Origin of the sequence: Ancylobacter polymorphus, from assembly GCF_030813495.1 — a bacterium.
Taxonomy (GTDB): Bacteria; Pseudomonadota; Alphaproteobacteria; order Rhizobiales; family Xanthobacteraceae; genus Ancylobacter; species Ancylobacter polymorphus.
Genome location: NZ_JAUSUI010000004.1, coordinates 386,262 through 405,245, shown reverse-complemented (window position 1 = coordinate 405,245; position 18,984 = coordinate 386,262). Strand labels below are relative to the sequence as shown.

16 protein-coding genes and 1 tRNA gene are annotated in these 18,984 nt (G+C 67.7%); 6 read left to right on the top strand and 11 right to left on the bottom strand.

The annotated features are described in order from the left end of the window. Window positions 1-115: 115 nt before the first annotated feature. Complete coding sequence (gene pncB / locus J2S75_RS11610; RefSeq protein ID WP_307020011.1) at window positions 116-1,408, bottom strand: nicotinate phosphoribosyltransferase; 1,293 nt, start codon at window positions 1,406-1,408, stop codon at window positions 116-118. Window positions 1,409-1,606: 198 nt separating this feature from the next. On the opposite strand from pncB, the gene J2S75_RS11605 reads away from it, so the two are divergent. After that, on the top strand, window positions 1,607-2,704 hold the full coding sequence (locus tag J2S75_RS11605) for an alkene reductase (protein ID WP_307020010.1): 1,098 nt from the start codon (window positions 1,607-1,609) through the stop codon (window positions 2,702-2,704). Between the two features lie 53 nt (window positions 2,705-2,757). On the opposite strand, the gene J2S75_RS11600 is transcribed toward J2S75_RS11605, so the two are convergent. The 7 genes from J2S75_RS11600 to J2S75_RS11570 all read right to left on the bottom strand — a co-directional run bounded on the left by J2S75_RS11600 (window position 2,758) and on the right by J2S75_RS11570 (window position 7,786). Next, entirely contained in the window at window positions 2,758-3,654 is an 897-nt protein-coding gene (locus tag J2S75_RS11600; protein WP_307020009.1) for a transglutaminase family protein, read from the bottom strand. A 50-nt stretch (window positions 3,655-3,704) separates the two neighbouring features. After that, window positions 3,705-3,941 (bottom strand): hypothetical protein, encoded by a 237-nt coding sequence (locus tag J2S75_RS11595; protein WP_307020008.1) that lies wholly within the window; start codon window positions 3,939-3,941, stop codon window positions 3,705-3,707. Window positions 3,942-4,036: 95 nt separating this feature from the next. After that, window positions 4,037-4,249 (bottom strand): hypothetical protein, encoded by a 213-nt coding sequence (locus tag J2S75_RS11590; protein WP_307020007.1) that lies wholly within the window; start codon window positions 4,247-4,249, stop codon window positions 4,037-4,039. A gap of 216 nt (window positions 4,250-4,465) precedes the next feature. Continuing rightward, a tRNA-Lys gene (locus tag J2S75_RS11585) sits at window positions 4,466-4,541 on the bottom strand. A 113-nt stretch (window positions 4,542-4,654) separates the two neighbouring features. Further along, a complete protein-coding gene (locus tag J2S75_RS11580; protein WP_307020006.1) occupies window positions 4,655-6,154 on the bottom strand; it encodes a tripartite tricarboxylate transporter permease in 1,500 nt (499 codons plus the stop codon). Window positions 6,155-6,166: 12 nt separating this feature from the next. Next, window positions 6,167-6,658 carry a tripartite tricarboxylate transporter TctB family protein gene (locus J2S75_RS11575; protein WP_307020005.1) on the bottom strand — a complete coding sequence of 164 codons (492 nt, stop codon included), beginning with the start codon at window positions 6,656-6,658 and terminating at the stop codon, window positions 6,167-6,169. Between the two features lie 141 nt (window positions 6,659-6,799). Continuing rightward, window positions 6,800-7,786, bottom strand: coding sequence for a tripartite tricarboxylate transporter substrate binding protein BugD (locus J2S75_RS11570; RefSeq protein ID WP_307020004.1), 987 nt, complete (start codon window positions 7,784-7,786; stop codon window positions 6,800-6,802). Between the two features lie 214 nt (window positions 7,787-8,000). On the opposite strand from J2S75_RS11570, the gene pabB reads away from it, so the two are divergent. The 4 genes from pabB (at window position 8,001) to J2S75_RS11550 (ending at window position 13,185) form a co-directional block, all read left to right on the top strand. After that, on the top strand, window positions 8,001-9,416 hold the full coding sequence (gene pabB, locus J2S75_RS11565; protein ID WP_307020003.1) for an aminodeoxychorismate synthase component I: 1,416 nt from the start codon (window positions 8,001-8,003) through the stop codon (window positions 9,414-9,416). After that, a complete protein-coding gene (locus J2S75_RS11560; protein WP_307020002.1) occupies window positions 9,413-9,997 on the top strand; it encodes an anthranilate synthase component II in 585 nt (194 codons plus the stop codon). The genes pabB and J2S75_RS11560 overlap by 4 nt, the downstream gene beginning before the upstream one ends. Beyond that, entirely contained in the window at window positions 9,994-10,776 is a 783-nt protein-coding gene (locus tag J2S75_RS11555) for an aminotransferase class IV (protein WP_307020001.1), read from the top strand. Before J2S75_RS11560 ends, J2S75_RS11555 begins: the two co-directional genes overlap by 4 nt. A 195-nt stretch (window positions 10,777-10,971) precedes the next feature. After that, window positions 10,972-13,185 carry a DUF6600 domain-containing protein gene (locus J2S75_RS11550; RefSeq protein WP_307020000.1) on the top strand — a complete coding sequence of 738 codons (2,214 nt, stop codon included), beginning with the start codon at window positions 10,972-10,974 and terminating at the stop codon, window positions 13,183-13,185. 148 nt (window positions 13,186-13,333) lie between these two features. Here J2S75_RS11550 and J2S75_RS11545 read toward each other — a convergent pair whose 3' ends face one another. From J2S75_RS11545 to J2S75_RS11535, 3 genes are all read right to left on the bottom strand, one after another. Further along, the gene (locus tag J2S75_RS11545; protein WP_307019999.1) at window positions 13,334-14,899 is read right to left on the bottom strand and encodes a 2-isopropylmalate synthase; all 1,566 of its coding nucleotides are present in this window, start codon (window positions 14,897-14,899) and stop codon (window positions 13,334-13,336) included. A 490-nt stretch (window positions 14,900-15,389) separates the two neighbouring features. Continuing rightward, window positions 15,390-16,961: a DHA2 family efflux MFS transporter permease subunit gene (locus tag J2S75_RS11540; protein WP_307019998.1), complete on the bottom strand. Its 1,572-nt coding sequence runs from the start codon at window positions 16,959-16,961 to the stop codon at window positions 15,390-15,392. Window positions 16,962-16,978: 17 nt separating this feature from the next. Continuing rightward, the gene (locus J2S75_RS11535) at window positions 16,979-18,148 is read right to left on the bottom strand and encodes an HlyD family secretion protein (protein WP_307019997.1); all 1,170 of its coding nucleotides are present in this window, start codon (window positions 18,146-18,148) and stop codon (window positions 16,979-16,981) included. A 126-nt stretch (window positions 18,149-18,274) separates the two neighbouring features. Between J2S75_RS11535 and J2S75_RS11530 the strand changes: the two genes are divergently transcribed. After that, window positions 18,275-18,940, top strand: a complete 666-nt coding sequence (locus J2S75_RS11530; RefSeq protein ID WP_307019996.1) for a TetR/AcrR family transcriptional regulator — start codon at window positions 18,275-18,277, stop codon at window positions 18,938-18,940. Window positions 18,941-18,984 lie beyond the last annotated feature (44 nt).

Below are 18,984 nucleotides of genomic sequence, written 5' to 3'. Positions count from 1 at the left end.
CACATGCCGGAAATTTCCTTATGAACAAAGATTGCGGCAACTCTTGGCCGCCATCACGCCCCTCTCGTCAAATTACCTCAACAGCTGCAATGCCTTGTGGGAAACACGCCCGCCCTTACACCAGCACCGCCCGCGCCGGCGCGGTCGTGGCGCCGAAAATGCGGCGATAACGCTCCAGTTCCGCCGGCGACCCCATGGCTTTGGTCGGATTGTCGGAGAGTTTCACTGTCGGGTGCCCGTCGGCCGAGATGACCTTGCAGACGATGGAGATCGGGTCCAGTCGCCCCTCGGGTGCGAAGCCACGGAAATCATTGGTCAAAAGCGTGCCCCAGCCGAAGCCCATGCGCATGCGGCCATGGAAATGGCGGTAGATGCGCTCAATGTCGCCGATGTCGAGCCCGTCGGAGAAGATGGCGAGTTTCTGCGTCGGGTCCTGCCCCCGCGCCTGCCACCAGCGCAGCGCCTCCTCGCCGCCCTCGATCGGATCCTTGCTGTCGATTCGGATTCCGGTCCATCGCGCGACCCAGTCCGGTGCCTTCTCCAGGAAATGCGTGGTGCCGAAGGTATCGGGCAGGATGACGAGGAGATTGCCCTCGTAATCCTGCTGCCAGTCGGCCAGCACGTCATAGGGCGCGCGGGCGAGGGCGGCGTCGCTGTCGGCGAGGGCGGCGTAGACCATGGGAAGTTCATGGGCGTTGGTGCCGGTGGCCTCGACCTCGCGGCGCAGGGCGATGAGGCAGTTCGACGTGCCGAGGAAGCGCTCGCCCAGCCCCTCCATCATCGCCTGCACGCACCAGTCCTGCCACAGGAAGCCGTGCCGGCGGCGGGTGCCGAAATCGGCGACCCCGACGCCACTCAGCGCCTTCAGCCGTTCCACCTTCTCCCAGACGCGTGTCATGGCGCGGGCATAGAGCACCTGCAGCTCGAAGCGCCCCATGCTGCGCAGCACGGCGCGCGAGCGCAGCTCGTTGATGATCGCGAGCGCCGGGATTTCCCACATCGTGGTCTCGATCCACGGACCCTCGAAGGTCAGTTCATATTGCCCGTCCCGCTTTTCGAGGTGGTAGGCGGGAAAGCGGAACCCCTCGAACCAGGCGACAAAGTCCGGCGAGAACATCTGGCGCTTGCCGTAGAACATGTTGCCACGCAGCCAGGTCGATTCCCCGCGCGTGAGCGACAGGGTACGCACATGGTCGAGTTGCTCGCGCAATTCGCCCTCGTCGACGAAATCGGCGATGCGCACGCAATGGGTGCGGTTGATGATGCCGAAGGTGACGCGGGTGTGGAAGTGACGGCGGTAAATCGTCTGCGCCATCAAGAGCTTGTAGAAGTCCGTATCGAGCACGGAGCGGACGATCGGGTCGATCTTCCACGTGTGGTTATAGACGCGAGTCGCGATGTCGATCATGCGGTAGGCCCCGTTTGCCCGGCCTCCCCTTCTAGAGCATGCCGCACGAAATTGCAGGCCATGCCTGCCGGCAGCGCAGTGACGGTGAAGCCTGCGACGAAGGTCGTGCGTTTCAGGCCTTGGAACCGCCGATCCAATGATTAACTGCGCTCCAACGCCCTGCCGAACCACAGGGCCCCCTCTCCACAGGAGCACATCGTGGCTGCCACGAAATCCCTCTTCGACACTTATCGCCTCGGCGACATCATCCTGGCCAACCGCATCGTCATGGCGCCGCTGACGCGCAACCGCGCAGGCGCGGGTCTCGTCCCCTCGCCGCTGGCGGTTGAGTATTATCGTCAGCGCGCCACCGCCGGCCTCATCATCACCGAGGCGACGCAGATCTCCGACACCGCGCAGGGCTATCAGGACACGCCCGGCCTGTTCACCGAGGCGCAGATCGAAGGCTGGAAGAAGATCACCGATGCCGTCCATACGGCCGGCGGCCACATCTTCGTGCAGCTCTGGCATGTCGGGCGCGTCTCGCACCGCTCGCTGCAGCCGGGCGGCGCCGCCCCCCTCGCCCCCTCTGCCATTCGCGCCAACACCAAGACTTATGTGAATAACGGCTTCGTCGAGGTAGACGAGCCGCGCACGCTGGCGCTTGAGGAAATCCCGGGCATTGTCGACGACTTCCGCAAGGCGGCGGCCAATGCCATCCGCGCGGGTTTCGACGGCGTGGAAATTCACGGCGCCAATGGCTATCTCGTCGACCAGTTCCTGCGCGACGGCGCCAACAAGCGCACCGACGCCTATGGCGGGTCGATCGAGAACCGCACGCGGTTCCTCAAGGAGGTTCTGGAGGCGGTGATCGGCGAGATCGGCGCCGCGCGCACCGGGCTGCGCCTCTCCCCCGTCACCCCCGCCAACGACCTCGCGGACAGCGACCCGCAGGCGCTCTTCAACCATGTGATGGATGTGGTGGAGAGCCTGCACCCGGTCTATGTCCACATGATCGAGGGCGCCACCGGCGGTCCGCGAGACATTGCGCCGGACTTCGACTTCGAGGCGCTGCGCGCCCGCTACAGCGGCGCGTGGATGGTCAATAACGGCTACGACAAGGCGATGGCGGAGCAGGTGATCGCGGACGGCAGGGCTGACCTCGTCGCCTTCGGCAAGGCGTTCATCTCCTCGCCCGACGCGGTTGAGCGCCTGCGCCGGGGCGTCGGCTTCAACGAACTCGACCGCGACCATCTCTATGGCGGCGGCGCCAAGGGTTATACCGACTATCCCACGCTGGAGGGCGCGAGCGCCTGACGTAAAAAAGGCCCGGTACTGCCGGGCCTTTTCTTTTGCCGGAGAGTCCGAAGTCAGGCGGCGAGTGGCGCCTCGGGTTGAACCGTGCGCACCGCCACGTCGACATTCATGCCGAGATAATCGCCCGTGAGACCGGTGAAGCCGCCGCCCACCGGCACTGCCTGGCTGGGATCGCGCGTCACCGCCACCCGGATCAGATTGTCAGCGGCAATGGTGCCATTGGTGGGATCGAACTCGACCCACCCGGCGCCCGGCAGATAAATGTCTGCCCACGCATGGGTGGCGCCGGCCCCGACCACACCTGTTTCCCCGCCATCGAGCGCGGGATCGTAGAGATAGCCCGTCACGAAACGCGCCGCGATGCCAAGAGAGCGCGCCGTCTCGATCAGCAACAGGGCGAAATCGCGGCAGGACCCCGTGCCGAGCCGCAGCGTTTCCAGCGGCGGCTGCGTGCCTTCCTCGATCCGCAGATTATAGGCGAAGTTCGCATGGATGCTGTTGTTGATGTCCGTCAGCAGCGCCATCGTGTCCGTGGGGCGGGTGGCGACGAAGCCCTTTGCCCAAGCCTCAAGCTCGCCGTTCGGATCGGGATAGTGCGGCTCAAGCATCCGGCCGAGATCGATCCGGTCATCCGGCGAATAGACGAACGGGTATGACTGCGCTTCCTCGGCGAGCTCGAAAATGAGGCCACCGAGGCCGTAGCGCTCAAGTGTCAGAACGCTTTCGATCCGCAATTCGCTGGCCGGCTCGGCGAAGTCGACGATGGCGACGGAATTGCCGAACACGTCATGGATCCAACGCACCGTGCCGTGAGGCGAGAGCACGAGTTCCGCCTCGACCAGCCGCAGATCGTGGCTGTCGCGCGGGCGCAGCATCAGCCGGTGCGTGTGAAACACGACCGGGTTTGCATAGCGGTAATGGGTGACGTGTCGGACGGTCAAAGTCTGCATGATCGATTCCAGCGAGCGGCGCAAACGCCGCCCCGCACCAGGGAGGGGCCTCAGCGGCAGATGCGGCCCACCATGAAGCCTAGCACGCCCATCGCGACCAGCGCCTGGAAGGAATAAAGGCGCGGAGGGAACAACGACCCGGTCGAGCGGCTGCTGGTCTCGCCGGGCCCCTTCGATGTGGTCGTGCCCGTCATAGTGGGTTGGGCCGTCGATCCCTCCGGCTTGCGCTCCGGATTCGCGCCGCCGGTTCCTCCCGATACGCCATAGCCGTTGTTCGGATGTTCCATGATCTGCCTCGCCTGCTTGTGCTGTTGCGAGGCCTAACGCGCGAGGCCGCAATTCGTTCGCCGCCGCCGTCACGGCGGGCCGGCGACGGCATCCGTCACATGCGCCCGTTGAGAAAGGCCAGCATTTCCACCGGGCCCTGAGCGTTGAACAGCTTTACCTGCCGGCCGCCGCACATGTCGCAGCGCAGGCGCGGCGCGTTGCCGCCCTCCGCCGGCGGCGTGAGAGTGGCCGCATCGACACGCCCCAGCACGGAGCGCCGCCCGCAGCGCTGACAGTGGGCACACAGCATGGAAGACTGGTCGATCATGTCGCCCTCCCGAGCGAAGCGGCCTGGATCACACGGCGCGGCCGCCAATAGATCGGCTTCGCCCGGTGCTTTCACATGGTCGATAGGGAAGAGAAAGTCCCAGCGACGAGCCTCGCCGCGCGAGGGGATCAAACAAACAACGCGAGGTATATCAAGAAGAGGGGGTGGCGAAGAGATTTCGCCGTGGTTTCCACCAGTCGCCGGCGAACCGGGATTTGGTGGGCGCACTAGGGCTCGAACCTAGGACCCGCTGATTAAGAGTCAGCTGCTCTACCAACTGAGCTATGCGCCCCCGCCGCAGACCGTGGCCTTGCGGACGGGGGGTCGTGTAGCAGAGCCCCCGGGGTGTGTCCATAGGGTCAGGTGCGCTTCCTGATCTATCCACAGGCGCGGCGGGCCGCCCGCTTATTCCTGGAAGGCCTCCTCGCGCTTTTTGCGGACGGAGGGCAGGAGGACGATGATGAGGGCGAGCATGGCGAGGCCAAGCATGGTGGCGGAGATCGGCCGGGTGAAGAACACGGTCGGGTCGCCGCGCGAGATCAGCATGGCGCGGCGCAGATATTCCTCCAGCATCGGCCCGATGATGAAGCCGAGCAGCAGCGGCGCCGGCTCGCAGTCGAGCTTGACCAGCACGTAGCCGACCACCCCGAACAGCGCCATGGTGTAGACGTCGATGGCGTTGTTGTTGACGCTGTAGACGCCGATGCAGCAGAAGCCGACGATGAGCGGAAACAGGATGTGATAGGGCACGGTGAGCAGCCTCACCCAGATGCCGATCAACGGCAGGTTGAGCACCACCAGCATGAAATTGCCGATCCACATCGAGGCGATGATGCCCCAGAACAGATTCGGCTGCTCGTTCACCACATTCGGGCCGGGCACGATGCCCTGGATGATGAGCGCGCCGATCATCAGCGCCATGACCGGGTTGGACGGAATACCCAGCGTTAGCATGGGGATGAAGGAGGTCTGCGCGCCGGCATTGTTGGCTGCCTCCGGCCCCGCCACGCCCTCGATCGCGCCTTTGCCGAACTGCTCGGGATGGCGCGAAATCTTCTTCTCGATCGAATAGGCCGAGAAGGAGGAGAGGATCGCCCCGCCGCCGGGAAGGATGCCGAGGAAGGAGCCTAGGAAGGTGCCGCGGAGGATGGGACCGAGGATGCGCTTGATGTCGTCCTTGGTCAGCAGCAGACCCTTCACCTTCTGCACCAGCACGGTGCGGGTATGCTCATCCTCCAGGTTGCGCACGATCTCGCCAATGCCGAACACGCCCATGGCCAGAGCGACGAACTCGACGCCGTCGGCGAGTTCCAGCATGTCGAAGGTGAAACGGGGGGTGCCGGTGTAGACATCCTGGCCCGACAGGCCGAGCAGGATGCCGAGCACCACCATGGCCAGCGCCTTCACCACCGAGCCGGAGGCGAGGGCCACGGAGGCCACAAGTCCTAGAACCATCAGCGCAAAATACTCCGGCGGCCCGAATTTCAGCGCGAGGTCGGCGAGCGGCGGGGCGAAGACGGCGAGCAGGAAGGTGGCGACCGAGCCGGCGAAGAAGGAGCCGAGCGCGGCGGTGGCGAGCGCGGCGCCGGCGCGGCCCTGGCGCGCCATCTGGTAGCCGTCAATGGCGGTGACGACGGAGGAGCTTTCGCCCGGCAGGTTGATCAGGATCGCCGTGGTCGAGCCGCCATATTGCGCGCCGTAATAGATGCCCGAGAGCATGATCAGCGCCGAAACCGGCGGCAGGCCGAAGGTGATGGGCAGCAGCATGGCGATGGTCGGCACCGGCCCGAGGCCCGGCAGCACGCCGATCAGCGTGCCCAGCAGCACGCCGATGAAGCAGTAGAAGATGTTCTGGAAGGTGACGGCGACGGAGAAGCCGAGGGCGAGATTGTCGAAGATTTCCATGGGCTTCGCTCCTCAATAGCCGCCGAGCCACGGGCCCAGCATGGGCAGCGGCAACCCCAGCCCCTTGATGAACACGGCCCAGGAGAACGCCACCATGATCGCAGAGGAGAGCAGCGCGGTGGTCAGCCGGAACTTGCGGCTGGCCAAGGTGGAGAGAAACACCGCCAGCCCCATGGAGGGGCCGAGGCCGAGCGGGCGGATGCCGAGGCCGAACACAACCACCGCGAGCGTCACCATCCCCAGCGGCACCCACGGCCAGCGGCGCAGCCCGATTTCCTGCGCTTTATCCTCCTCCGCCACCGGGTGGAGTGTGAGTCCGGTGAGGAGGACGATGAGACCGAGAAAGCCGAGCAGGCCGGCCAGAATCATCGGGAAGTAGCCCGGCCCCATGCGGATGGCGCGCCCCATGGGCAGGTCCATCGCCTGCCAGGCGAAGAAGGCGGCGAGGAGCACCAGCAGGAAGCCGCTGGCGACCTCCTTCGGGCTTTTGACGAAACGTGTCATGGGATGTGTCCAGCGGCCGGATGGGGGAGCGGCCCGCCGGGGTGAGCGGCAGGCCGGCAGGCAATTGGGTGGGCAGGAGGCAGGGCGGAACGGGCGCGCCACAGCGGCGCGCCACACGGGCGCGCCGGAACGGCGGCGGCGTCAGTCGGCGAAGACGCCGGCCTTCTCGATCACCGGCTTCCACTTGGCGACTTCCGCCTCAAGGAACTTCTGGTGCACTTCCGGCGTGGCGCGGTCCAGCGCCACCGGCTCGGTGCCGAGATCGGCGAAGCGGGAGATGACCTTGGGGTCCTGCAGCGCGGCGACGAGGGCGGCGTTGAGCTTGTCGATTTCCGCCTTGGGCGTGCCCTTGGGGGCGTAGAGCCCATGCCACACCGCCACCTCGAAGCCGGGCAGGCCGGCGGAATCGAGCGGGGGGATTCCGGGCAGCGACTTCACCGGCGTCTTGGTGGTGACGCCATAGGCCTTCACCTTGCCGGCCTTGATCTGGCCCGTCGTGTTGGTGGTCTGGTCGCACATCAGGTCGATCTGCCCGCCGACCAGATCGTTCATCGCCGGGCCGGTGCCCTGATAGGGAACGGTGGTCATCTGCGTGTCGAGCGCCGACATGAACAGCATGCCGCACAGATGCGAGGCGGAGCCGACGCCGGCATTGCCGTAGATCACCGCGTCCTTGTTCTTCTTCACATAGGCGATCAGCTCGGCCGCATCCTTCGGCTCCAGCGTCGATTTGCCGATGACGGTCATCGGCACGTCGGTGACGAGCCCGACTTCCTCGAAATCGGTGAGCACGTTGTAAGGCAGCTTGCGGTAGAGCGTGGCCGCGGTCGCCTGGCCGATATGGTGCAGCAGCACGGTGTAGCCGTCGGGCGCGGCCTTCGCCACCTGCCCGGCCCCGCGCGTGCCGCCGGCGCCGCCGACATTCTCCACCACCACCTGCTGGCCGAGCGTGCGCGACATCGATTCCGCGATCAGCCGCGCCACCGTGTCGGTCGGCCCGCCGGCGGCGAACGGCACCACCATCGTCACCGGACGGTTCGGATAATCCTGCGCCTGAGCATCGCCCAGAGGCAGCGCCAGCGCCGCCATCGCCGCCAGGGCGGTCACCGCCCCCTTGAAACGCGTCATGTGTCCCTCCCGAGACGTGTTGAGCCTGTTGCTATGCCGGTCGCCCGGCCGCGCGGGCGCCGTTTGTTGGGAGACTAGGCCACCACCCGCGCAACCCAGCGTCAAGTGGCCCTTTGGCTTAGAAAACACGGCGCGCCAGAGATATCCCTGGTTGGCGGGCGGCGGGCGCATCACTGCCCTAGGAACCGGGCGCGCGACGTTCCATATTCGCGGCATGATTCAGGAGCCGCCTCCCCTCGTCGTCGAAATCGCCTGGCAGGAGCCCTGGCTGGCCGCGCGCCGGCTCGGCCATCGCGATGGCGTGCCGGTGCCGGGGCTGACCTTTCTCGACAGCGCCATGCGCCACCCCGTGCTCGGGCGCTGGTCCTATGTCATGGCCGAACCTTTCGGTCGTTTCCGCAGCGACGGCGGTGTCGCGCTCTGGAACGGGGTGCGCGAAGACGCAACGCCGCTGGAGGCGCTGCGCGCCCGGCTGAAAACCTACGCCCAGCCCCGGCTGCCGGGCGAGGCCGGGTTTCAGGCCGGGGCGGCGGGCTATATCGCCTATGAGGCCGGCCGGCTGTTCGACCGCTTCCCCACCCCGCAGGCCGAGCCCGGCGAGGGGCCGGAAATCGACCTCGGCTTCTACGATCTCGTCGCCGCCTTCGACGTTGTGGCGGAACGGGCCTTCCTCATTTCCACCGGCTGGCCGGAGGCGGACCCCGCCCGCCGCGCCCGCCGCGCCCGCGAGCGGCTCAATGAGGCCAGCGCCCGGCTGGATGCGCCGGAAGCCCCCCTCGGCGCCCCCGTGCGCGCGCACGACTGGCGTTCCAATTTCGACGCGGAAAGCTATCGCCGCGCCGTCGCCCGCGTGATCGACTACATCCGTGCCGGCGATATCTTCCAGGCCAATTTCACCCAGCGCTTCGAAACGGATCTGGGTCCGTTCGACCCCTTCGCCCTCTATGACCAGCTGCGCCGCGCCAACCCCGCCACTTTCGCCGCGCTGATCGTCAATGACGACCGCGTCATCGCCTCTTCCTCGCCGGAGCGCTTCGTCAAGCTCGTCGGCGAGGAAGTGGAGACGCGCCCGATCAAGGGCACGCTGCCGCGCTCGGTGGAGCCGACGCTCGACGCCTTTCGCGGCCGTGCGCTCGCCGCCAGCGAGAAGGACCGCGCGGAGAATGTGATGATCGTCGACCTGCTGCGCAACGATCTCTCGCGCGTGTGCCGGCCCGGCACGGTGAAGGTGCCGCGCCTGTGCGGGCTGGAGACCTATGCCAATGTCCACCACCTCGTCTCGGTGGTGACAGGCGAATTGAAGGAGGGCCGCGACGGGCTGGACCTGTTGGCCGCCTCCTTTCCCGGCGGCTCGATCACCGGCGCGCCGAAGATCCGCGCCATGGAAATCATCCGCGAACTGGAAGGCCGGCCGCGCGGGGTGTATTGCGGCTCCATCGGCACTATCGGCTTCGACGGCGCCATGGATTTCAACATCGCCATCCGCACCGTGACGGTGGAAGGCGGGTGCGCCAGCTTCGGCGTCGGCGGCGGCATCACCACCCTCTCCGACCCTGCCGCCGAACACGCCGAGAGCCTGACCAAGGCGGAACGGCTGTTTCGCGCTTTCACACCGGAGGCGCTGGCGTGATCCTGCTGATCGACAATTACGACAGCTTCGTCTTCAACGTCGCGCGCTATCTCACTGAACTGGGCGAAGAGGTAGAGGTTGCCCGCAACGATGCACTGGACCTCGCGGCGATCGAGGCGCGGGCACCGGAGGCGCTGGTGATCTCGCCCGGCCCCTGTTCGCCGAACGAGGCCGGCATCTCTCTGGAAGCGGTGCGGGCGCTTTCGGGGATGCTGCCGATTCTCGGCATCTGCCTCGGCCACCAGTGCATCGGCCAGGCCTTTGGCGGGCGTGTGGTGCGGGCGAAGGAACCGATGCACGGGCGCGCCTCGCTGCTGCGCCATGCCGGAACGGATGTGTTTGCCGGCCTGCCCTCGCCGCTGCCGGCCGGGCGCTACCATTCGCTGGCGGTGGAACTGGACGAGGGCGCGCCGCTGATCGCCACCGCCTGGAGCGAGGATGGCGAGATCATGGGCCTCGCCCATCGCACCCACCCGACCTATGGCGTGCAGTTCCACCCGGAATCGGTGCTGACCCCGCAGGGCTACGAGCTGATGGGGAATTTCCTTCGGCTGGCGCGGGCGCGGGAGAGCGCGGCGTGAGCGAGGTCGTCAGCGTCGAGGATCGCGGCTTCACCCTCGGCGACGGGGTGTTCGACACCGCGCTGGCGCTGGACGGGGCGGTCTTCGCCCGCGCGCGCCATGTCGGCCGGCTGGCGGCGGCGGCGCAGCGGATCGGCATCGTGCTGGAGGCGGCGGCGGTCGAGGCGGCGCTCGACGCGGCCCTGACGCCGGAGCCGGCCATTCTGCGCACCACGGTGACGCGCGGCATGGCGGCGCGGGGCCTGTGGCCGGCGAGCGCGGGGGCGCCGACCGTCGTGGTGACGCGCGCGCCCTGGTCCCCTGCCCTCATCGGCCAGCCGGCGCGGCTGGTCACCGCCACCGGGCGGCGCAACGAATTCTCGCCCACCGCCAACCTCAAGACGCTGGGCTATCTCGACCATATCCTCGCCGCGCGGGAGGCGGCGGCGGCGGGGGTGGACGACGCACTGATCCTCAACACGCGGGGCCGGGTCGCCTGCACCACCATCGCCAATCTGTTCGCGCTCATCGCCGGGCGGCTGGTGACGCCGTCGCTCAGCGAGGGCTGCCTGCCCGGCATCATGCGCGCGCTGGTGATCGAGGCCGCCCCGCGGCTGGGCCTCGCCGTTGAGGAACGCCCGCTGGCGCCGGCGGCGCTCACCGGGGCGGACGCGGTGTTCCTGACCAATTCCGTGCGCTTCCTCCGCCCGGTGACGGCGCTGGACGGCGTTGCACTGGGCGATCGCCACGACACCTTACGCAACCTGCAGGACATTATCTGGCGGCAAGCCACCGGCTGAAAATAACCGCGCCACTCACCTTGCGACATCTTGCATTGGAGATAGATGGCGCCAGACATGGCGACATCATATTTTTGACGCTTTCTTTCCCGGCTGCGTTTTGCCTCGCTGGACCGGCCAAGATACGCCGTCATTATTTGAAACCATTGCACCGCAGCGGCGTTAAGGAGCACCGCAAAGCTGCCGGAGGTGCCCATGCTTCGCCTGACACGCCCCCTGCTCGCCGCCGGAATCGGCGCGAGCCTTCTCGCCGGCGTCGCCACCCTGCCCGCCCTCGCGCAGAACGCGCCGATCCGGCTGGCGCAGGCCGGACCGCAGGGCGGCGCCGCGACGATGGACGTGAACCTGTTCTACGACCAGCTGGGCCGCTTCGGCACCTGGGTCGCCCATCCCGATTACGATTATGTCTTCATTCCCAGCGATGTCGGCCCGGGCTGGCGCCCCTATCAGGAAGGGCGCTGGGTGTGGACCGAGCAATATGGCTGGTACTGGGAATCCTATGAGCCCTTCGGCTGGGCGACCTATCATTATGGCCGCTGGGGCTATGACCCCGCCTATGGCTGGTTCTGGGTGCCGGGCGACACCTGGGCGCCGGCCTGGGTGACGTGGCGGCGCGGCGGCGGGCGCACCGGCTGGGCGCCGATCGCGCCGGATCGCCCCGGCTATGCCGTCGGCCGGCCCGCGCATTATGCCCCGCCGGTGGCGGAAAGCTGGGTGTTTATCGAGGACCGCTACATGGCGGCGGAGGATATCGCCGTTCATGTCGCGCCGATCCCGCAGATCAACATCTATCTGCAGGCCGCCCCGGACATCTATGAGCCGAGCTGGGACGATGGCTATTACGTCAATCGCGGCTTCGGCTATCGCGTCTTTGACGCGCCGGTGCGCGAGCGGCTGGTGACGCGCGAGGTCTATTATGTCGACAATCGCGACGACATGTTCTTCGACGGCAACAATGGCGGCCGGCTCGGCATTTTCGCGCCGCGCCTCGATTTCCGCGACCGGCGCGGCCCGCCGCCGCGCTATGTGCGCGAGATCGAGCCCGACCGCCGGCCGCTGATCCGGCAATATGTGCGCGAGGACCGGGACGTGCCGGGCTGGCTCGCGCCCTCGGCGGCGCTGCTCAACGTGCTGACCCCCGACAACCGGCGCGATCTGCGCGAACGCCGCTTCGAGAACCCCGACCGCTTCCGTCAGCAGGTGCAGCTTCTGGAGCGCGAACGGGCCGACCGGCTGCTGGAGGAGCGGCGGCAGGCGGATGGGCGCGCCGAGGCTTTCCAGCGTCAGCAGCGCGAGGCGCTGGAGCAGCGCCGCGCCGTCTATGAGAAGCTGCGCGCGCAGCAGCGCGCCAAGGCGCAGCGTGTGGTCGACCGGGTGGAAAACCAGCCCGGCCCACGTCCCGGCGGTCCTGGTGCGCCCGGTGTTGGCCCCGGCCGGCCCGGCGGACCTGGTGCGCCCGGAACGACTCCGCCCCGTCCGGGTGGTCCGAATGACGGCCCCGACGCTGGCCCCGGCCAGCCGGGCCCCGCTGCGCCCGGAACCACGCCGCCCCGGCCGGGCGGGCCGAACAATGGCCCCGGCCAGCCGGGCCCCGCTGCGCCCGGAACCACGCCGCCCCGGCCGGGCGGGCCGAACAATGGCCCCGATGCCGGCCCCGGCCGGCCCGGCGGCCCGGTTGCGCCGGGAACGACACCGCCCCGGCCGGGCGGGCCGAACAATGGCCCCGATGTTGGCCCCGGCCGGCCCGGCGGCCCGGTTGCGCCGGCAACGACACCGCCCCGGCCGGGCGGGCCGAACAGTGGTCCCGATGCTGGCCCCGGCCAGCCGGGCCCCGCTGCGCCCGGTGCCGCGCCCAATGCTCCGGCTGCCCCCGGCGCGGTGCAAAGCCCGCCGGGCGCCCCACGCCCCGTTCCCGGTCAACCGCCGGCGGCGGCGAGACCGGCTCCCAATCCGGCGCCGCAGAACAATGCCGACCGGGCGAAGCGGAACCAGGAGGTGCGCGAGCGTCAGCAGCAGGAGCGCCAGCAGAAGCAGGACGCCCAGCAGGAGCAGCAGCGCGCCAGACAGCAGCAGAACCAGCAGCAGCGGCAGCAGAAGCAGGAGGCCCAGCAGGAGCAGAAGCAGGAGGCCCAGCAGGAGCAGCAGCGCGCCCGCCAGCAGGAGCGCCAGCAGAAGCAGGACGCTCAGCAGCAGCGGCAGGAGCAGAGGCAACAGCAGATGCAGCAGCGTCAGCAGAAGCCGCCGCAGCAGCCGGGGGCACAGCAGGCCCGTCCCCCGCAGGGCCAGCCCGGGCCGAACCAGCCCGCGCGTCCGCCGCAGGGTCAGCCGCGCCCGCCCGGCGGCGGGGCGGGCGGTCCGGGTGGCCCCGGCGGTCCCGGTCAGCCGCCCGTGCCGCCCGGCGCGCAGTAAGCGCGAGCCTCGACCGGGACGACGGACATTCCCGGCAAGAGCCAGCGGACCTTGCCGGGACTGCCGGCCCCGACAAGCACGCCTTCCAAACAAAAGAGCCCCGGCGGTGCCGGGGCTCTTTCCTTAAATCACGCCCTTCGGCGCCCGCTCACTCCGCCGCCGGCTGCGCCTGCGCGTTCAGACTGCCGCGCTTGGTCGCCAGCTTGTTCAGCGCGATGATGTAGGCCTGCGCCGACGCGACCAGCGTGTCGGGGTCGGAACCGCGCCCGGTCACCGCCTTGTCGCCGTCCTCCAGCCGCACCGACACTTCGGCCTGCGCGTCCGTGCCCTCGGTCACGGCATGGACCTGATAGAGCGCGAGCTTGGCCTCATGCGGGACGATGGCCTTGATGCAGTTGAACACCGCATCCACCGGGCCATTGCCCTCGCATTCCTCGGTGACGAGGATGCCGTCCACCTTCATCTTCATGGTGGCGCGCTGCGGGCCGTGGCTGCCGGCGATGACGCTGAGCGACACCAGCTTCATGCGGTCATGGGCGGCGGCGATCTCGTGATCGACCAGCGCCTCGATGTCCTCGTCATAGACCACCTTCTTGCGGTCGGCGAGTTCCTTGAAGCGGCTGAAAGCGTCGTTCAGCGCGTTCTCGCCCAGCTCGTAGCCCAGCGCCTTCAGCTTGTCGCGGAAGGCGGCGCGGCCGGAATGCTTGCCCATGACAAGCGAGGTCTTGGACACGCCGACGCTGTCGGGGGTCATGATCTCATAGGTGGTGTTGTTCTTGAGCATGCCATCCTGATGGATGCCGCTCTCATGCGCGAAGGCGTTCCGGCCGACGATCGCCTTGTTGTACTGCACCGGGAAGGAGGTGACGGCCGAGACCAGCTTGGAGGCGCGGGTCAGCATGGTGCTCTCGATGCCGGTGGCATAGGGCAGCACATCGCCGCGGGTGCGGATGGCCATCACCACCTCTTCCAGCGCCGCATTGCCGGCACGTTCGCCGAGGCCGTTGATCGTGCATTCGATCTGCCGCGCGCCGCCGGCCAGCGCCGCCAGCGAATTGGCCACGGCGAGGCCGAGATCGTCATGGCAATGGGCGGAGAAGATGATCTGCTCGCCATTGGGCACGCGGTCGAGGATGTAGGCGCGCACCTGGCGGAACATCGCCTCATATTCCGACGGGGTGGCATAGCCCACCGTGTCCGGCAGGTTGATGGTGGTGGCGCCGGCCTTCACCGCCGTCTCGACGCAGCGCGAGAGATAGTCGATGGGCGTGCGGGTGGCGTCCATCGCCGACCATTCGATGTTGTCGACGAGGTTGCGCGCCTGCGTCACCGTCGCGGTGATGATGTCGATCACCTGATCCTGCGTCTTGCGCATCTGGTGTTCGAGATGGATCGGCGAGGTGGAGACGAAGGTGTGGATGCGCGGGCGCTGGGCGAACTTCACCGCCTCGCCGGCGCGGGCAATATCGGCGGGGATGGCGCGGGCGAGGCCCGCGACCACCGCGCGCTTGGTGCGGCGGGCGATCTCGGCGACGCTCTCGAAATCGCCATTGGAGGCGATGGGGAAGCCGGCCTCGATCACATCGACGCCCATCGTGTCGAGGAGATCGGCAACTTCCAGCTTCTCTTCCAGCGTCATCGAGGCGCCGGGGCACTGCTCGCCGTCGCGCAGCGTGGTGTCGAAAATGACGACGCGTTCATGAGGGTTGGACATGTGGGCTTCCTTCTCGGCTCCGGCACCGGGAGCGGCAGGGCCTTCTGGCCCGTGCGGCATCGTCCGTTGCCTGTCTGACAGTGTGGCGGGAGGCGTCATCCCCTGAGCGCCCAGGCGCGAAGCCCGGCCGGCCCTCAGGGGCGGCTAAGAAGAAGGAGCCCGGACGCAAGGAGAACCTTCCCCGCAAACCGCAGCGCGGTCGGGGTCGCGGAAGAACGGCGGGCGGACGAATTCGTCACGGCTCGGCTCTCGCGAGGTTGCTCTGGCGCAAGGTCATAGCCGAGCGCGGGGAAAACGGCAAGGGCGGGGGTAAGCGGAGCCTCTGGGGCGGCGAAAGCGGGAGGCGAGTGCGTCATGGCCGGGCGGTCGCCGGGCCGCGCGTCATCAGGAAGAGGGGGCGGCCTCCCGACGGCGCGGTGGACCGGGCGTCGCCCGGCCATGACCTTCGACCCCCGTCACGTCCGTGCGGCCGGACGGGGAAGCGAAGACTTCAGTGCCCGCCCTCCACCTTGTGCGTCGGACGGCGCAGCAGCGGGGCGGCGAAGAACAGGGCGACGAACAGCACGGTGAGCACGAGGAACACGTCGGAAAACGCCATCACCTCGGCCTGGATACGCACCTGCCCCGCCATCCGCTTCAGCGCCGCCGTGCCGGCATCCGAGCCGAGCGCGGACAGCGCGCGGGTCATGGAATCGAGCCGTTCCACCGCCGCCGCATTCGCCCATTGCACATTCTCGTGCAGGCGGGCGAGGTGCAGGTCCCAGCGGTCGTTGAGCACGGTATTGATGAGGGCGAGCCCCACCGCGCCGCCGAGATTGCGCATCAGGTTGAACAGGCCGGAGGCGTTCTTCAGCTGGTCCGGCGGCAGGGTGCCGAGCGAGATGTTGTTGATCGGGATCATCGCCATCATGATGCCGACGCCGCGCAGGATCTGCGGCACCAGCAGCTCCCAGAAATCCCAGTCCTTGGTCAGCCCGGTCACCTGCCAGGTGCCGAGGGCGAAGGCGGCGAAGCCGAAGGCGATCATGGCGCGCGGATCGACCTTGCCCATCAGCCGGCCGGCGATGGGCGCACACAGGAACATGGCGAGGCCGGAGACGAACATGGTCTCGCCGATCATCAGCGCCGAATAGCCCCGCACCCGGGCGAGATAGAGCGGGTAGAGATAGGTCAGCCCGTAAAGCCCGATGCCGACCACGAAGCTGAAGGCGGAGCCGACGGCGAAATTGCGGTTGGCGAAGGCGCGCAGATCGACCACCGGCTCGCGCGCCATGAAGACGCGGGCGAAGAACGCCACCGCCGACACCGCGCCGAGCACGGCGAAAATGACGATCCAGTGGTCCTCGAACCAGTCATTGGTCGGCCCCTCCTCCAGCACGAATTCCAGGCTGCCGAGAAAGCCGGCCATGAACAAAAGACCCCACCAGTCGAAGCGGTCGAGCAGAGCGAGGTCGGGCTCGTCGAAATCCACCAGCGTCACCGTGGTGATGACGACGAAGATGCCGGGGATGATGTTGACGAGAAACAGCCAGTGCCAGGAGAACAAATCGGTGAGATAGCCGCCGATGGTCGGGCCGATGGTGGGCGCCAGCGTCGCCACCAGGCCGATGAGCGGCGCCACCACGCCCTGTTTCTCGCGCGGAAACACGGAATAGGCGGCGGCGAACACGGTCGGGATCATGCCGCCGCCGAGAAAGCCCTGCAGCGCGCGATAGACGATCATCTGGTCGATCGAGGTCGCGGTGGCGCACATGAAGCTCATGACGGTGAAGCCCACCGCCGAGGCGGCGAACAGCCAGCGCGTCGACAGCGCCCGCGACAGGAAGCCGGACAGCGGGATCATCACCACCTCGGCGATGAGGTAGCTGGTCTGCACCCAGGAGATTTCGTCGGAGGACGCGGCGAGGCCGGCCTGGATTTCCGAGAGCGAGGCGGAGACGATCTGGATGTCCAGGATCGCCATGAACATGCCGAACACCATGCACAGGAAGGCGAACATGCGCCTCCCGTCGCTGGAGGCCGCGCGCGGCGCGGCGCCGGGCGTTGCTGTGATGTCGGACATGCGCGCCTCCTGAAGGCTCAGCCGCGGGTGTCGACGGTGGCGACCACCGACATGCCCGGGCGCAGCTCCGCCTTGTCGCGGGCGGCCTCATCCAGCTCGATCCGCACCGGGACGCGCTGGACGATCTTGGTGAAATTGCCGGTGGCGTTTTCCGGCGGCAGCAGGCTGAACACCGAGCCGGAGGCCGGGGCGACGCTGATCACGCGGCCGTGGAAGGTCTCGTCGGGATAGGCATCGACCGCGACATCGACCTTCTGGCCGGGATGCAGCCGGCCGAGCTGGGTCTCCTTGAAATTGGCGTCGACATAGACCTGCGCCATCGGCACCAGCGCGGCGATGCGCGTGCCGGCCTGCACCAGCTGGCCGAGCTGCACCGCGCGATTGCCGACGACGCCATCGAACGGCGCCTTGACGACGGTGAAGTCGAGGTCGCGCTGGGCCTGCTCGCGGGCGGTATTCAGCTCATCCAGCGTGCGCAGCGCCTCGGTGCGCTGGGCGTCGAGCACGGCGACATTGGCCTGGGCGGAGACCACCTTGGCCTTGGCGGCATCGACGGCGGCCTGCGCCTTGTCGCGATCGGCGCGCGCCGTCTCCAGCGTGGCGCGGCTGGAGAACTGGTCCTTCATCAGCTGGGTCTGGCGGGTGAGTTCGAGATCGGCGCGCTGAAGTTCGGCCTGCTGGGAGGCGAGTTCCGCCTGCGCCTGGTCGATCTCCGCCCGCGCCGCCTCCATCTGCTGGCCATAGCGGTCGATCGTCGCCTGTTGGGTGGCGATCTTGTCCTCCGCCGCCTTGAGGGCGAGCCGGTAGTCGCCATCGTCGATGCGGGCGATGACATCGCCGGCCTTGACGTTCTGGTTGGTCTCGACATCGAGCGCGACGACATGGCCCGCCACCTTGGCGGCGAGGATCGAGGTGTCGGCACCGACATAGGCATCGTCGGTGGAGACCATGAACCGGCCCACGCGCCACCAATCGGCACCATAAAAGCCCCCGCCCGCCAGCACGGCGAGCAGGATCGCTCCAAGGATCAGCTTCTTGCGCGAGCGCGGCGGCTTGGGTGCCGCGTCAGTGGAAGATGAGACGCGCGTGGCCGCGTCCGGCGCCGGCTTGCGCGCGGTGAGCGGGATCGGCTCGGCGGATTCACGCGCCGCCGTCTCCGGCACTGCCCTGATCTCAGCCTGCGCCATGACCACCCTCCGTAACGTAACTAAACCGTTCAGTTCACTCTGACGCTTTACATATCAAACTAAACAGTTTAGTCAAGAGCTTTGACAACAGCGTTCCGCGCGCCCTATCAGGGGCAGGGGATAGCCATGAGCATGACAGACATCGAAACGCCCGCCGCGCCTGCGCGCACCGAGCCGGAATCGTCCAAGCGCCGCGACATCATCGACGGCGCGCGGAAGGTCTTTTTCGAAAAGGGCTTCGACGCGGCCAGCATGGACGAGGTGGCCAAGGCGGCCAGCGTCTCCAAGGCGACGATCTATGTCTATTTCAACAGCAAGGAAGAGCTGTTCGAGGCGCTGGTGCACAATGACCGCGCCCGCTCCGCCGAGCACCTGTTCGTGGTCGACCCTTCGATCGACGATGTGGCGAGCCTGCTGCGCCGGATCGGCATTTCCTTCATGAGCATGATGGTGCAGCCGGACCATATTCGTCTGGTGCGCATGGTGATCGCGGTGGCGGAGCGGTTTCCGCGCGTGGGCCGCACCTTCTTTGAGGCCGGCCCCTGCCATGGCGGCCAGCGGCTGGGCGAACTGCTGCGCCAGCAGGCCGATCTCGGCCGGCTCGCCATCGATGACGATCTCGCTGCCGCCTATGTGTTCTTCAATCTGTGCCAGAGCAATCAGGTGAAGGGCCTGCTGTTCGGCACCGAGCAGCAGCCCACACCCGCGCAGATCGAAGCCACGGTGGACCGGGCCGTCGCGATCTTCCTCGCCTATTACGGCACGGAGCCGGTCGAGAAGAAGCGCGCTTAGAGCGCTTGGCGCGAAAGGCCGTCGGCTTTCGAGACGTCAACGAT

Coding starts and splice junctions, on each gene's coding strand:
- J2S75_RS11545 (WP_307019999.1), bottom strand. CDS start 14,899: ATGTCCAACCCTCATGAACGCGTCGTCATTTTCGACACCACGCTGCGC.
- J2S75_RS11550 (WP_307020000.1), top strand. CDS start 10,972: ATGCTTCGCCTGACACGCCCCCTGCTCGCCGCCGGAATCGGCGCGAGC.
- J2S75_RS11595 (WP_307020008.1), bottom strand. CDS start 3,941: ATGGAACATCCGAACAACGGCTATGGCGTATCGGGAGGAACCGGCGGC.
- J2S75_RS11540 (WP_307019998.1), bottom strand. CDS start 16,961: ATGTCCGACATCACAGCAACGCCCGGCGCCGCGCCGCGCGCGGCCTCC.
- J2S75_RS11530 (WP_307019996.1), top strand. CDS start 18,275: ATGAGCATGACAGACATCGAAACGCCCGCCGCGCCTGCGCGCACCGAG.
- J2S75_RS11570 (WP_307020004.1), bottom strand. CDS start 7,786: ATGACGCGTTTCAAGGGGGCGGTGACCGCCCTGGCGGCGATGGCGGCG.
- J2S75_RS11535 (WP_307019997.1), bottom strand. CDS start 18,148: ATGGCGCAGGCTGAGATCAGGGCAGTGCCGGAGACGGCGGCGCGTGAA.
- J2S75_RS11600 (WP_307020009.1), bottom strand. CDS start 3,654: ATGCAGACTTTGACCGTCCGACACGTCACCCATTACCGCTATGCAAAC.
- J2S75_RS11580 (WP_307020006.1), bottom strand. CDS start 6,154: ATGGAAATCTTCGACAATCTCGCCCTCGGCTTCTCCGTCGCCGTCACC.
- pabB (WP_307020003.1), top strand. CDS start 8,001: ATGATTCAGGAGCCGCCTCCCCTCGTCGTCGAAATCGCCTGGCAGGAG.
- J2S75_RS11575 (WP_307020005.1), bottom strand. CDS start 6,658: ATGACACGTTTCGTCAAAAGCCCGAAGGAGGTCGCCAGCGGCTTCCTG.
- J2S75_RS11590 (WP_307020007.1), bottom strand. CDS start 4,249: ATGATCGACCAGTCTTCCATGCTGTGTGCCCACTGTCAGCGCTGCGGG.
- pncB (WP_307020011.1), bottom strand. CDS start 1,408: ATGATCGACATCGCGACTCGCGTCTATAACCACACGTGGAAGATCGAC.